General features: G+C 75.3%; 11 protein-coding genes and 1 tRNA gene. 2 read left to right on the top strand and 10 right to left on the bottom strand.

All coding sequences use genetic code 11. The features are described 5' to 3' along the window. Window positions 1-38: 38 nt before the first annotated feature. A complete protein-coding gene (locus tag J1G43_RS03695) occupies window positions 39-872 on the top strand; it encodes a MetQ/NlpA family ABC transporter substrate-binding protein (RefSeq protein ID WP_207370011.1) in 834 nt (277 codons plus the stop codon). 71 nt (window positions 873-943) lie between these two features. Here the strand turns inward: J1G43_RS03695 and J1G43_RS03690 are convergent, their stop codons facing one another. Together J1G43_RS03690 and J1G43_RS03685 are read right to left on the bottom strand one after the other, a co-directional pair. Beyond that, window positions 944-1,945, bottom strand: coding sequence for an alpha/beta fold hydrolase (locus J1G43_RS03690; RefSeq protein ID WP_207377985.1), 1,002 nt, complete (start codon window positions 1,943-1,945; stop codon window positions 944-946). Further along, window positions 1,942-3,330 carry an MFS transporter gene (locus J1G43_RS03685; protein ID WP_207370009.1) on the bottom strand — a complete coding sequence of 463 codons (1,389 nt, stop codon included), beginning with the start codon at window positions 3,328-3,330 and terminating at the stop codon, window positions 1,942-1,944. The genes J1G43_RS03690 and J1G43_RS03685 overlap by 4 nt, the downstream gene beginning before the upstream one ends. Before the next feature lie 137 nt (window positions 3,331-3,467). On the opposite strand from J1G43_RS03685, the gene J1G43_RS03680 reads away from it, so the two are divergent. After that, window positions 3,468-4,691: an amidohydrolase family protein gene (locus tag J1G43_RS03680; RefSeq protein WP_207377984.1), complete on the top strand. Its 1,224-nt coding sequence runs from the start codon at window positions 3,468-3,470 to the stop codon at window positions 4,689-4,691. Between the two features lie 13 nt (window positions 4,692-4,704). Here the strand turns inward: J1G43_RS03680 and J1G43_RS03675 are convergent. The 8 genes from J1G43_RS03675 to J1G43_RS19340 form a co-directional block, all read right to left on the bottom strand. Continuing rightward, window positions 4,705-4,794: transfer RNA gene (locus tag J1G43_RS03675), tRNA-Ser, on the bottom strand. 69 nt (window positions 4,795-4,863) lie between these two features. Beyond that, window positions 4,864-5,610 carry an SDR family oxidoreductase gene (locus tag J1G43_RS03670; protein ID WP_207339544.1) on the bottom strand — a complete coding sequence of 249 codons (747 nt, stop codon included), beginning with the start codon at window positions 5,608-5,610 and terminating at the stop codon, window positions 4,864-4,866. A 142-nt stretch (window positions 5,611-5,752) separates the two neighbouring features. Continuing rightward, on the bottom strand, window positions 5,753-7,033 hold the full coding sequence (locus tag J1G43_RS03665) for a glycoside hydrolase family 32 protein (RefSeq protein ID WP_207377983.1): 1,281 nt from the start codon (window positions 7,031-7,033) through the stop codon (window positions 5,753-5,755). 91 nt (window positions 7,034-7,124) lie between these two features. Beyond that, on the bottom strand, window positions 7,125-7,655 hold the full coding sequence (locus J1G43_RS03660) for a hypothetical protein (protein ID WP_307859462.1): 531 nt from the start codon (window positions 7,653-7,655) through the stop codon (window positions 7,125-7,127). Next, window positions 7,652-8,263, bottom strand: coding sequence for an ATP/GTP-binding protein (locus J1G43_RS03655; RefSeq protein ID WP_089797938.1), 612 nt, complete (start codon window positions 8,261-8,263; stop codon window positions 7,652-7,654). Before J1G43_RS03655 ends, J1G43_RS03660 begins: the two co-directional genes overlap by 4 nt. Beyond that, window positions 8,244-8,621, bottom strand: a complete 378-nt coding sequence (locus tag J1G43_RS03650; RefSeq protein WP_207339546.1) for a DUF742 domain-containing protein — start codon at window positions 8,619-8,621, stop codon at window positions 8,244-8,246. The genes J1G43_RS03655 and J1G43_RS03650 overlap by 20 nt, the downstream gene beginning before the upstream one ends. Before the next feature lie 11 nt (window positions 8,622-8,632). After that, entirely contained in the window at window positions 8,633-9,082 is a 450-nt protein-coding gene (locus tag J1G43_RS03645; RefSeq protein ID WP_089797937.1) for a roadblock/LC7 domain-containing protein, read from the bottom strand. Window positions 9,083-9,170: 88 nt separating this feature from the next. Then, window positions 9,171-13,565: an ATP-binding protein gene (locus tag J1G43_RS19340; RefSeq protein ID WP_207377982.1), complete on the bottom strand. Its 4,395-nt coding sequence runs from the start codon at window positions 13,563-13,565 to the stop codon at window positions 9,171-9,173. Window positions 13,566-13,590: the final 25 nt, after the last annotated feature.

Here is a 13,590-nt window from a genome sequence, read left to right as displayed (position 1 = left end):
GCCCCGCACCCGGGGGCACACCGAGAGGAACACCTGAGATGAAGAGAACCGTCCGCGCCGCCGCCGTCCTGTCCGCCGCGGCCCTGGTGATGACGGGCTGCTCCGCCGGTGACGACACCGAGGGCGGGGCCACGCAGGAGGGCGGACTCACCACGGTCACGATCGGCGCCAGCCCCGTGCCGCACGCCGAGATCCTGCAGTTCGTGCAGGACGAGCTCGCGCAGGACGCCGGCATCGACCTGGAGATCCAGGAGTTCACCGACTACGTGCTGCCCAACACGGCGCTCGACGAGGGCGAGATCGACGCCAACTTCTTCCAGCACCTGCCCTACCTCGACGCGCAGATCGCGGAGAACGGCTTCGAGTTCGACCACTACGACGGCGTGCACATCGAGCCGTACGGCATCTACTCCGAGAAGATCGAGGACCTCGAGGACCTGGCCGACGGCGGCGTCGTCGGCATCACGAACGACCCGGGCAACCAGGGCCGGGCGCTCGACCTGCTCGTGGACGCCGGGCTCATCACCCTCGACGAGACCGACGGCGACCCCACGCTGCTCGACATCGCCGAGAACCCGAAGGACCTGGAGTTCGTCGAGACGGCGCCCGAGCAGCTCGTGGTCGCCCTGCCGGACGTGGACATCGCGATCATCAACGGCAACTACGCGCTCGAGGCCGGCCTGAACCCCGCCTCGGACGCGATCCTGCTGGAGTCGGGCGAGGACAACCCGTACGCGAACGTCGTCGTGGTCCGCTCCGAGGACCTCGACGACCCGGCGCTCGTCACCCTCGACGAGCTGCTGCACTCCGACGAGGTCCGCGCCTTCATCGAGGAGCGCTGGCCGGCCGGCGAGGTCATCGCCGCCTTCTGACCGCGCAGCGCGGCACGGGGCCGGGCCACCTCCACCGCCGAGGGGCCCGGCCCTCCCGTGCGTGCGTCCCGTCAGCGCACGAGCGTGTCGAGGAACTCCACCACCGCGCCCAGGTACGCCGCGCGCGGCCCGTCCAGCGACAGCGCCAGGTCGTGCACGCCCCCGTCGACGACGACCTCGCGCACGTCCGTCCCCAGCCGCGGGGCCAGCGCGGCGATGGTCGCGACGTCCAGCACGGTGTCGGCGTCGTCCAGTGCCGGCCCGTCGGCGACGGCACCGGCACCGTGCTCGACGGCCGAGCGCGCGGACCGGGCGACCAGCACGGGCACGCCCACGGCGAGCCCGCGGGCCACGCGCAGCTGCCCGGCGCGGAGCGCCGCCAGCCAGCCCGCCCGCACGGCCACACCCTGCGGCCGCTTGAGCGTCGCGTCGACGTCCCACCGCTCGGCCAGCCGCGCCGCGTACCGCGACGGCCTGTGCGCGACCACCCGCAGCGGCGCCCGGCGGGCCAGCGGCCGCAGGGCACCGTCCTGCAGCGGGCGCACCCACGAGCGCACGACGGACAGGAACGGGCTGTTGAGCACCACCGCGTCCGCACCGCCGCGCGCCCGGTGGGCGTGCGCCCACAGCGCCGCGACGAGACCGCCGGTCGAGTGCGCGTGCACGACCACCGGCAACCCCGGCCAGGCGGCGCGCGCGGCGGCGACCGCCCGCCCCAGGTCGGACGCCTGCTCACGCAGGTCACCCTGGTAGTGCGGCACCTCCCCCTCCCGCCACGAGCGGCCCGCGCGGCGGGCGTCCACCGCGAGGAACGCCCAGCCCGCGTCGGCGAGCGCGTCGGCCAGGTGGGTGGCGAAGAAGTAGTCGTTGTAGCCGTGCAGGTGCACCACGACGCCGCGGGGCGCGTCCGGCGCGCGTCCGGGCCGGACGAGCGTCAGCACGGGCGCGACGCCCCCGGCCGCGACCGCACGCGCCTGCGGACCCGGTGGCGCGGGCCGCCGGCCCGGCAGCGTCCGGGCCTCGTAGCCCGGCAGCAACCGGTCCGGCAGCCAGCCGGGGTCCGCTGTGGTCACGCGCCGTCCGGCGTCACGTCCCGCCGTCCGTCGACGCCCAGGCCGCGCGGGTACCGCACGGGGACGAACAGCACGAGCCCGAGGGCCAGGACGGCGACGATCCCGAGGATCCCCCAGTACTGCTCCCCGCCGACGCCGATCGCGATCGAGAACGCGGCGGGTGCCAGGAACGTGGCCGCGCGGCCCGTCGTCGCGTACAGGCCGAACAGCTCGGTCTCGCGCCCGGGCTCCGCGAGGCGTGCCAGCAGGCCGCGCGACGCGGACTGCGCGGGCCCCACGCACGCCGAGAGCACCAGTCCCCCGACCCAGAACGCCCGCGTGCCCGCGTCGTGCAGCAGGAACACGGCGGTGCCGGCGATCACGAGCACCACGAGCGCGGACGTGACCAGCCGCCGGGGGCCGTACCGGTCGTCGAGCCAGCCGGCGCCGATGGTCGACGCGCCCGCGACGACGTTGGCGGCGATGCCGAACATGATGACGTCGCTGGCGGAGAACCCGAACGACCCGGCCGCGAGCACGCCACCGAACGTGAAGACGCCCGTGAGGCCGTCCCGGAACACCGCGGACGCGATGAGGAACCGCAGGGTCGAGCGACGCCCGCGCCACAGCTCGGCGATGTGCCGCCCGACCGCGACGTAGGCCCCGGCGACGCTCACGCGCGCGGGCGCGCCCGGGCGGCGACGGTCCGGGACCATCACGAGCACGGGCACCGCGAAGACGAGGAACCACACGCCCGCGAGGAGCATGGAGACCCGGATGTCGAGCCCGCCCTCCGAGGTGACGCCGAACCACCCGACCTCCGGGTCGATGAACCCGACGAACAGGATCACGAGCAGCACGATCCCGCCGACGTACCCGGCGCCCCACCCGATGCCGCTGACACGCCCGATGGTCCGCGGCCCGCTGATCTGCAGCAGCAGCGCGTTGTAGGCGACGGACCCGATCTCGAACGCGATGGTGCCGACGCCCAGGAGGATCACGCCGAGCCGGACCGCGTCAGCCATGCCGCCCTCGACGGGCTGCACGAACCACAGCGCCAGGATGCACAGGCCCACGATCCCGGACGTCACCGCGAGCATGGGGCGGCGGCGTCCGCCGGCGTCCGCCAGCGTGCCGAGCGCGGGTGCGGTGAGGGCGACGAGGATGCCCGCCGCCGCGAGGCCCCAGCCGAGCCACTGGCTGTGCCGCGCGGTGACGGCGACCAGGTCCTCACCCGGCTCGGCGAACGCGTTGCTCGTCAGCCACGTCGTGAAGACGAACGTGGTGACGACCGCGTTGAACGCCGCCGACCCCCAGTCCCAGGCCGCCCAGGCGGCGATCTGACGGCGGGCGGGGGCGGGCTCGACGGCGGCGTCGACGGGAGCCTCGGCGGCGGGGTGACCCATGGCGGCAGCGTAGGCCCCGGACCCGGTGGACGAGTGGCGTCCGGGTGAACGCCGCGCCGCGCAGCACGCCCCGTGACCGGCCCGGCCCGGTCGGCACGCCCTGGACGGCGCAGCGGGCGGTCGCTACGGTCGCGCCCATGCCGCCGGCCTCGAGCGAGCCCGCCCCCCGCGACCTCCTGCTGACGGGGGCGCGCGTGTGGTCGGCACCCGACGCTCCTGTCGGGGAGCCGGGTGTCCTGCTGGTGCGCGACGGGGTCGTGCAGCAGGTCGGCGGCGACGTCCCGCCCGACGCCGACCTCCCCCGCGTCGACGTGGGTGGCCGGGTCGTGACCGCCGGGTTCACCAACAGCCACATCCACCTGAGCGAGCGGGTGTGGGCCCGGGCCCGCACCGCACCGGCCGCCGCGCTGCAGGCCGAGATCGACGACATGCTGCTGAGCCGCGGGGTCACGACCGCGCTCGACCTCGGTTCGGACCCCCGGCACACGCTGCCCGTCGTCCAGCGCATCGCGTCCGGCGAGCTGCGCGGACCGGAGATCCTCGTCACCGGGGCCACGCTCATGCCGCGGCGCGGGCTGCCCTTCTACGTCCGGGAGGCGATGCCCTGGTACGCGCGCCGCTGGATCCCGACACCCGCGAGCGCCGCGGCCGCACGTCGCGCCGTCGCCGTGCGGCACCGCCGTGGCGTCGTCCTGACCAAGCTGTTCACCGGGTCGCTCGTCGAGCGGGACCGGGTCCTGGCGATGGACGCGGACGTCGCTCGCGCTGCCGTCGAGGAGTCCCACCGCCGGGGCCTGCTCGTCCTGGCCCACCCGACCGACCGGGCGGGCACCGCCGTGGCGGTCCGTGCGGGCGTCGACGCACTCGCGCACGTCCCGTCGGTGGCCGGTGGCACCGCCGACCTGCTGCGGGAGGCCGCGGACCGGGGCATCCGGCTGATCCCCACCCTGCACATGTTCGCCGCCATGGTCAGCCCGGACGACAGCTTCATGGAGCCGGTCCGCGACGGGCTGCGGGTCTTCCTCGCCGCGGGGGGCCGCGTCCTGTTCGGCACGGACGTCGGCTACCTCACCGACCGGGACGTCCGCCCGGAGCTCGAGGCGATGGCGGCCTGCGGCATGACGACGGCCGACGTGCTGCGCTCGCTGACCGCCGAGCCGGCCGCGTTCCTCAGCCGCTCGGACGCAGGCGCGGTGCGGCCCGGTGCGCGCGGTGACCTCACGGTGCTGGCGCACACCGTCCCCGACCTGGCGGCGGGCGACCTGGCCGACGTCGACCTCGTCGTGCGCGCGGGACGGGTCGTCCACCGGGCTCCCGCGTTCAGCGACGAGCCCCCGGTCACCGGACGCCAGGTCCGGTGACGGGGCCCGCGTGCGGAGGGCAAGGGATTCGAACCCTTGAGCACGGGGTCACCGCACCAACGGTTTTCAAGACCGTCGCTTTCGGCCGCTCAGCCAGCCCTCCCGGCGTCGGCGTGAGCCGACGCGGGGAGTCTCCCACACGGGCGTGCCCGGGAACGATCGCGCCGTCCCCTCACACCCCGGCGACGAACTCCTCCCACGTCCCGCCGGTGCGCAGGGCGTCGGGACCGGCGAGGTTCACGCGCTCCCGGCACGCCCGCCCCACAGGCCCGGGCACCGGGACGCGGACGACCCGCACGTCCCGCCCGCGGGCCCGCAGCAGGGTGCGCAGGAGCTGCTCGGCGGAGAGCACCTGCGGCCCGACGACGTCCGGGACGCGGCCCTGCGGAGGCCCGAGCGCGACCTCGACGAGCCGGCGTGCCACGGCCGCGACCTCGACCGGCTCCGCCCACATGGCCCGGGGCGCGGGCACGACGGGCCAGGCCGCGAACCGCCCCAGCGTGCGGAGCACGAAGTCGTGGAACTGGGCCGGGCGCACCACGGTGGACGGGACGCCCGACCGCTGGACGGCGCGCTCGGCGGCGGCCTTGGCGCGGTAGTAGCCGACGGGCAGCCGGTCGGCGCCCGTGACCGACACGAGGACGAGGTGCTCGACACCGGCCCGTCGCGCCGCGGCGGCCACCTGCGCCGCCGCCCGGTCGTCGCCGCGGCCGCCGGCCATGTGGAGCACGGTCGTGACGCCGGCCGTCGCGGCGTCGAGGCCGTCGCCCGTGACCGTGTCCCCCACGACGTACGCGGCCTGCGGGGTGTCCGTCCGGGCACGTCGGCTGAGGACCCGCGGACGCACCCCGGCCGCGTGCAGCAGCGGCAGCACGTGGCCGCCGAGGTTGCCGGTACCACCGGTGACGAGCATGGTCATCGCGCCTCCCGGCAGGACGTGGTGGGGCCGGTCGCACGACCGACCGTACGCGAGGGCGCGCCGGGCCGGAAGGCGCCCGGGCGTCCGCGAACGCACCGGCGGACGACGGCCGCCGCGACGCCCACGACCCTTCGCACCGGGCTCAGGCCGGCGGCACCCGCAGCACGTGCGCCGCGGCGTCCCCGGCCACCCCCACCCGCCAGCGCTGACCCGGACGCCGGTACACCCGACGCGTCGTGCTGCCGCGGTCCGGCTCGAACGCCTCCAGCAGCGACCCGTCGACCAGCAGCTCCGCGGGGCCGTCCGTCGACCACACGTCCACGACCGCGCCGGCGTCGTCGACCAGCGACACCGCCAGCCCACCGGACGCGGCGACGCGCCACGCGGGCGCGTCCGTCACCAGCAGGCCGCGCTCGACGTCCAGCGGTGCGCCGCGCAGCCCGACCAGCTCGGCCGCCGGGCGCATCACCGCCCGCCCGTCCGCCGCCAGCACCAGCTCCCGCGGGCACGTCAGCAGGCCCGCCCACCCCGCGGCGGCGACCTCGTCCGCCGGGCGGGTGCCGTCGCGGGACTCCCAGGACCACCCCCACAGCAGCACCCGGCCGTCGTCGCAGACGTACGCCTGCGGCGCGTACAGGTCCGGGCCGTGGTCGAACGCGGTCGCCACCTCGGGGACGAACCGCGGCGCGGCGCCCGTGACGTCGAGGTGACCCGTGTACGCCGTCACACCGAGCCGCTCCGGGCCGTCGCCACGCTCGAACCACGACACGAGCAGCACCCACCGGTCGGCGACCTGCACCAGCTGCGGGCACTCCCACACGTGGCCGGGCGCCGCCAGGCCCGCGGGGACGTCCCGCGCCTGCAGCAACGTGCCCAGCAGCCGCCAGTCGTCCAGGTCGTCGGCGTCGTGGACCACGACCGCACCGCCCGCGGGCGTCCCGGCGCCCTGGACGGCCACGCGACGCCCGCCGACGGTGAGCAGGAACGGGTCGCGCACGTCGACGACCCCGGGCAGGTCCGGGTGCGGGGCCGCGAGCCGGTCGGGCTGCTCCCAGCCGCCGTCGGCGCCGCGCCGGGCGACCGCGACGCCCGCCGTGCCCGTGTCGGACGCGTCGCGCACCGCGCTGTAGACGAGGGCCACGTCGCCGCCGTCCGGCACGGCCACCCCGCTCCACGCGCCGCCGCCGTCCGGTGCGCCCGGCCGGGGTGCCAGCGCGACCGGCTCGTGCTCCCAGCGCAGCAGGTCCACCGAGCTCGCGTGCCCCCAGCGGATCGAGCCCCACACCGTGTCGTCGGGGTTCCACTGGTACATCACGTGCCAGCGCCCGTCCCACCGGCCGATGCCGTTGGGGTCGTTCAGCCAGCCCTGCGGGGCGCGGAGGTGCCACCGCGGCTCGTGCGGGTCACCGGTGCGCTGCTCCATGCGACCCAGCGTGGCAGCGGTGCGGACCGCCGCGCCGCCCGCGTCGCACGTCGCACGCCCGGGCCGCACGCGCAGGCCACAGCCGACGGTGTCAGCACCACCAGCCGGCCGGACGGCCAGGGCTGACCACGTCGAGCCCGGCGGCCGCCGCGGCCCGCGCGGTCGTTGCCTCGTACGTGGCGATCGAGCGCACGTCGACGTGCGCGAGCGCCGCCCCCACGTGCAGCGCGGCGAACGGGCCGAGGTCCGTCGGCAGCAGCACCGCCCGCCGCAGCACCTGGTCGGACAGCCGCATGCGTGGGAGGCGCGTCAGCACGTCGAGCACCACCAGGGACGCCTCGACACCCAGGAACCCCGCCGTGACCCGCGCCTCGAGCACCGACACCTGCGACACCACCACGGCGGGCTCGTGCTCGGCCACCCACGCCGACCACGCCTGCGCCTCCGGCGCCCGCGGCAGGTACCGGCTCAGCGCCGACCCGTCGAGGTACACGTCCGCGGTCGGGTCCCGCGCCACCAGGACGCTCGCGTCGAGCGCACGCCGCTGCGCCGGCACCGTGCTCAGGACGCGCGAACGGCCGGCCCCGGCAGGGGTCCGGCCGTTCGCAGGTGCTGTGCTCACCGCTGGCGCAGACGCTCCATGGCGAGCTGCACGAGCGCGATGAGGGCCTGCTTCGTCGCTGCCCGCGACCGCGCGTCGGTGTAGAGCACCGGCACGTGGGCGGGGATCGCGAGGGCCTCGCGGACGTCGTCGAGCTGGTGCTTGGCGATGCCGTCGAAGCAGTTGACGCCGACGACGAACGGGATGCCGCGCGACTCGAAGTAGTCGACGGCCGGGAAGCACTGGTCCAGGCGGTCGGTGTCGACGAGCACGACGGCGCCGATCGCCCCACGGACCAGGTCGTCCCACATGAAGAGGAAGCGGTCCTGGCCCGGGGTACCGAACAGGTACAGCCAGAGCGACCCCGGCAGCGCGATGCGACCGAAGTCCATCGCGACCGTCGTGGTCGTCTTGCGGTCCGTCACACCGCCGGCGTCGTCGACGCCCACGGAGTGCTCGGTCATGGCGGCCTCGGTGTTGAGCGGCTCGATGTCGGAGATCGAGCCGATGAAGGTCGTCTTGCCGACGGCGAACCCGCCGGCGACGACGATCTTGACGACTGTGGGGGCAACTGCGCCCGCGGTCCCCGCCGGAGCGGCGACGGCGGCGTCAGAGGGCGGAAATGCCATTGAGAACACTCTCCAGCACGCTCAGGGACAGGGCGGGGCTTTCACCGGTGTTGACCTCGACCGGCTGTGAGGTGTGCACGCGCACAGAGTTGGCATCGGTGAGATCGGACACGAGGATCCGGACCACACCGAGCGGAAGGTGGAGGAGCGCCGACAGCTCGGCGACCGAGATGTACCCGGCCGACGCGTGCTGGATGATCGCGCGCTTCTCGGGCGTCAGCCCCGTGCGGGCAACGGCGCCCGGCATGACCTCGACCAGAGCCTCGAGAGGCAGGTCGGAGCGTGCCGAACGCACGCGACCCCCGGTCACGGCATAGGGCCGGACCGTTCGGGCCTCGTACTCGACGTGTTCGCTCATCATCCGTTCCCTCAGGCGACGGGCGCCCGGGTAGCGCCATCGATCGGCAGCTGGCCCCGCATCTCGGAGATGAGCTGCGGCGTCAGGGTGGCCTCGGTGCGCGAGACGAGCATCGCCATCTCGTAGCCGATGAGGCCGACGTCGCACGTCGCCTCGGCGACCACGGCGAGGACGGAGCCGTTGGAGACGCTCATGAGGAAGAGGAACAGGTGGTCCATCTCGATGATCGCCTGGCGCACCTCCCCCGCACGCAGCTGGCGCGACGCGCCACGGGTGAGGCTCGACATGCCCGAGACGATGGCCGCGAGCTGGTCGCCGCTGGTGCGGTCGAGCTGCTCCGACATCGCCATGAGCAGACCGTCGGCCGACACCACGAGCGTGTGGCGAGTGCCGGGCACGGTCCGGACGAAGTTGTCCAGGAGCCAGCCGAAGTTGGCTGCCTCGGTGCTGAGCGCGGTCACACTTCCTCCTTCATGGTGCAGTCTGGGCCGACTGCGGGCGGGATGTCCGCGGTGACACACAGGCCACCGGGAGTTCGGGGTCGTCGGATCACGAGTGGTCACCGTCCTGGGGTCCGTGGGCCGCGCGACGTCCGCGCGACGTACCGGTCTGGAAGCTCGACAAGCGGGACCGAAGCTGGTCCGCGTCGCGCTGGACAGGGCGCTCCTCCATCGGTGCCGGCGCGGCGGGAACCGCGCTGGGGACACGCTTGGCGAGGCGCTCCGAACCGCCCGCCCCCACGGCACTGGGCCGGTACGCGGACAGCTGGCTGAGCTCCGAGAGAGCCTGCTCCTGGATGTCCGAGCGGAGGGCGAGCATCGCCGCCACCTCGTCGTCGAGGGTCCCCACACGGGGAGCCGTCGACGGCGGGACGGACGGGTGCGGGACCGTCGACGCGGGCGCGGCCTGACGGCCCGTCCACTCCGGCGGCGACCACGAGGGCGCGGGACGCACCTCGGGGACGACGGGTGTCGCGGCGGACTGCGGTGCGGACGGCGCCGACCAGGCCGGTGCCTCCCAGCCGTTGGCGGCGGGCGCCTGCGGTGCCGGCGGTGCCGCGGGGGTGAGCGGCGCGGCCGCCAGCCCGTCCGGACCCCACGCGGAGGAGCGCACGGGGGTACGCGTCACCGTCGGGGCCGGCGCGTCCTCGACGAGCCCGTCGTCCTTCTTGCGGCTGAAGAAGTTGCCCCAGCGACGCTTCGGCTTGTCGTCCTCGGGGGCGACCAGGTCGCTGAACGCCGGTGCCGGGGCATCCGCCGCGACCGGCGCCGACGTCGGCTGCCACGCGGGCGACGGCGCCTGGGCGTTGCGCACCGGGAGTGCCGGTCGGGGGTCGACGACCGGCGCCACCGGTGCCGGTGCCACCGGCGCGGAGTCGACGGGGGCGAACATCTGGGTCGGCTCGTCGGCGGCCGCGGACCGCGCCCACGCGGGCGTGCTCGGACGCCACTCGTCGGCGGACGGTGCCGGCGCGGCCTCGACCTGCTGCTCCTGGCGTGCGGGCGCCTGCCAGGCGACAGGCTCGGGGTCCGGCTCCAGCTGCGGCGCGACCACGGGGGGCGCGACGGCGGAGACGGGCGCCCAGGGGGCGGCCACCTCCTCCTCGGCCTCGGGCTCCGGCTCCGCCTCGACCTGGTGGCCGTGGCCGGCGGGCTGCGCGTCGGCCGGTGCGGACCAGGCGGGCGCCGCCGTGCGCGCAGGCTCCGGCACGACCGGCATCGCACCCGTGTGCCAGGCACGGGCCTCGTCGAGCGACCGCTCGAACGGCACGTACGGGGCCGTGTACTCCAGCGCGGGACGGTCGCTGCTGCCCGCCCAGCCGGAGTACCCGCTGTAGGCGGTGAACGGCGCCTCGGGCTCGGGCGCCCCGTGCTCGGCGGCCGGCTGCTCGTGCGAACCCTCGTCACCGTGCTCGACGGGCGGCAGGGCGGTGGTCTCCCACTGCGCGGCGGGTGCCTCGTCCCAGGACGCGGCCGGGGCCTGCGGCTGCTCCCACGCGGGGGCCGCGGACTCCTCCGGCTGGTCCCACGACGCTGCCGGGGCCTGCGGGGCACCCCACGAGGGGGCCGCCGACTCCTGCTGCTCCCACGACGGGGCCGTCTCCTGCTGGTCCCACGAGGTCGTCGCGGTCCCCTGCTGGTCCCACGTCGCGGCGGGTGCCTGCGGCTCGTCCCACGAGGGGGCGGTCGTCTCCTCGCGGTCCCATGCGGGCGCCGGGGCCGCCTCGGCGGCCGGCGCGTCCGGGGCCCACGGCTGCTCGTCGTGGGTCGGCGCCCACGGCTGCTCGTCGCTCTGCGGCGCGCGCCACGTGTCGTCCGTGTGCGGCGCGCTCCACTGCTCGGGCTGCTGCGCGGGCTCCTGCTGCGTCGCGGCGTCCTCGTCCGGCGTCACGCTGGGACGGGCCCGGCTCGGCAGGCCGCTGGACAGGTCACGCCACGACGGCACGGGCCAGCCCTCGTCCGCACCGGGGGCGGGCGACGGCTCCGGGGTCGTCAGCTCGTCGGGCTCGAGCGACGGCACGGCGAGCCCGGACGCGGCCTGGTCGCCCGTGGTGGGCAGCTCACGACCGCGGAAGCCGGAGAACAGGCCGGCGCGGGCGGCCGGGTCGGCGGGCGCCGACGCGGGACGCGACTCGTCCTGGTCCGGCTCGCTGGCCCAGGCGGACGTGGCGGCACGCGCCCGGGTCGGCAGACCCGACCGCAGCGGCGTGGCCGCGACGGCCGGCGTCCACTCGCCCGTGTCGACCGACAGCTCCGGCGACAGCGTCGTCTCGGGTGCCACGGGGAGGACGATGTTGTTCTCGTCGAAGGTCTTGCGCGACCGCGTCGGCAGACCGCCGGGCGCGTTCAGCATCGGCACCGGGATCGGGGCGTCGTCGTCCGGGACGCCCGCGGCCGGCCGGACGGCCGGGGCCCCACCGGCCTCGTCGCCGCGGCGACGGCGCGGCAGGCCCAGCGGCGTCTCGCCGTCGGTGAGCTCGGCCAGGTCGACCTCACGGACCTCGGGCGCCTCGATCTGCGGCAGCGGCGCGGCCTGCGCCGGCGCGGCCGCGGCAGGTGGCAGCGCACCGTAGCTGTTGACCTCGTTGGCCGAGAAGAGGGTGCTCGGGAACATGACGAGCGCCTCGGTGCCCGTGCCGCCGACGCGCTTGCGCAGCGTCACCTCGGCACCGAGCCGCTGGGCGAGGCGCCCGACCACGAAGAGGCCGAGGCGCTGCGCGCCGAGCGCGTCGCTGGCGGAGACGGACGCGATCTTGCGGTTGGCCGACTCGATCTCCGCCTCGGTCATGCCCAGGCCCTGGTCGGTGATCCGGACGACCACGGACGCGCCGTTCACACCCGTGGTGACGACGACCGGCGTCTCGGGCTCCGAGAAGACCGTGGCGTTCTCGAGGATCTCGGCCAGCAGGTGGGCGGCGGACAGCGCGTTGAACCCGAGCATGTGCGGGTCGACCTGCAGGTCGAGCTGGACGCGGTCGTACTGCTCGATCTCCGAGGAGGCGGTCCGGATGACGTCGGACAGCGGCATGGCGTCCCGCAGGCGGCGACCGGAGTCGATGCCGGCGAGCACGAGGAGCGACTCGGCGTTGCGGCGCATCCGGGTGGCGAGGTGGTCCAGGCGGAACAGGTTGGCCAGCGTCCCGGGGTCCTCCTCGGCACGCTCGAGGGAGTCGATGAAGGACAGCTGCCGGTTGAGCAGCACCTGGTCGCGGCGGGCGACGTTGACGAACATCTCCGCGATGGAGCCACGCAGCGCGGCCTGCTCCTGCGCCACCTGCACGGTGGTCGCGTTGACCGCGTTGAACGCCTGGGCGAGGCGGCCGACCTCGTCGGAGGAGCGGACGGGGATCGGGGCGAGCGTGATCTCGGGACCCTCGCCGGGCGTCGACACCTGCTCGACGAGCCGCGGCAGCTGCTCGCGGACGTCGGCGGCCGCGCTGGTCAGGCGGCGCAGCGGGACGACGATGGAGCGCGCGACCGTGACGGCGAAGAGGAAGGACACGATGAGGGCGGCCAGGGCGAGCGCGACGGTGACGAGGGCGGTGTCGCGGGCTGCGGCGACGCCGTCCGCGGCGACCTGGTCGGCGCCGGCGAGGACACCGCTGTTGACCTCACCGATCGAGGCCATCTGGCTGGTGGTCTGCGCGAGCCACTCCGCGCCGTCGACCGTCGCGATGGCGGCGGTGGCACCACGCGTGAAGTTGGCACGCATCGACAGCAGCCGCGCGGTGGGGTCGCCCGTGCTGAGGGCGACGCCGGGCAGCTCGAGGTCGGCGACCGCGGACCGCGCGCGGTCACGGGCCAGCTCGGTCGACGTCGTCAGGGACTGGAAGGTACGGGCGAGCGCCGGGCTCTCGGCGACGGCCACCTTCAGCTCGTAGCCGGTGACGTACTCGTTGAGGAGTGCGTCGGACAGGAGCGCCAGCTCACGGTTGGCCGCGACGAACTCCGCCAGCTCCCGGTCCTGCAGGGAGTTCGCGACACCCTCCATGACGCGCGTCTGCCCGTCGAGGATGTTCTGGAAGCTGTTCTTGATGACGGCGCGCTGACCGTTCTCGTCGACGCGCGCGCGCACCTGCGGCAGCAGCGTGCGGTACGCCTCCTGCTGGTCGCGGAACTCGCGCACGACCGACTCGGGGAACTGGTCGAGCTGCAGCTCGGCCGTCACCTTCCGGGTCTCACCGAGAACCCGGTCGGTCACAGCGCGCGCCTCCGCGATCTGCTCCGGTGCCGCCCCGGTGAGGGACAGGATGCGCTCCTGCTGGTAGGCCGCCGTCAGCGGGCTCAGCGCATCGAGCGTGCGCACCACGGTCTGGGTGGCACGCGCGTACCGGAGGTCCTGGATCGCGCCGTACGAGATGTACGTTCCGGCCACGAGCAGGACGATCATGGGCACGGCGAGGACCGCCAGGACCTTGGCACGGATGCCGAGCCGTCGCAGCATGTCGATCCTTTCCCTTCGCCCGACG

Origin of the sequence: Cellulomonas sp. zg-ZUI22 (assembly GCF_017353535.1) — a bacterium.
Taxonomy (GTDB): domain Bacteria; phylum Actinomycetota; class Actinomycetes; order Actinomycetales; family Cellulomonadaceae; genus Cellulomonas; species Cellulomonas wangleii.
This window is presented reverse-complemented; position numbering and strand designations above follow the sequence as displayed.

Coding starts and splice junctions, on each gene's coding strand:
- J1G43_RS03695 (WP_207370011.1), top strand. CDS start 39: ATGAAGAGAACCGTCCGCGCCGCCGCCGTCCTGTCCGCCGCGGCCCTG.
- J1G43_RS03685 (WP_207370009.1), bottom strand. CDS start 3,330: ATGGGTCACCCCGCCGCCGAGGCTCCCGTCGACGCCGCCGTCGAGCCC.
- J1G43_RS03680 (WP_207377984.1), top strand. CDS start 3,468: ATGCCGCCGGCCTCGAGCGAGCCCGCCCCCCGCGACCTCCTGCTGACG.
- J1G43_RS03670 (WP_207339544.1), bottom strand. CDS start 5,610: ATGACCATGCTCGTCACCGGTGGTACCGGCAACCTCGGCGGCCACGTG.
- J1G43_RS03665 (WP_207377983.1), bottom strand. CDS start 7,033: ATGGAGCAGCGCACCGGTGACCCGCACGAGCCGCGGTGGCACCTCCGC.
- J1G43_RS03655 (WP_089797938.1), bottom strand. CDS start 8,263: ATGGCATTTCCGCCCTCTGACGCCGCCGTCGCCGCTCCGGCGGGGACC.
- J1G43_RS03650 (WP_207339546.1), bottom strand. CDS start 8,621: ATGAGCGAACACGTCGAGTACGAGGCCCGAACGGTCCGGCCCTATGCC.
- J1G43_RS19340 (WP_207377982.1), bottom strand. CDS start 13,565: ATGCTGCGACGGCTCGGCATCCGTGCCAAGGTCCTGGCGGTCCTCGCC.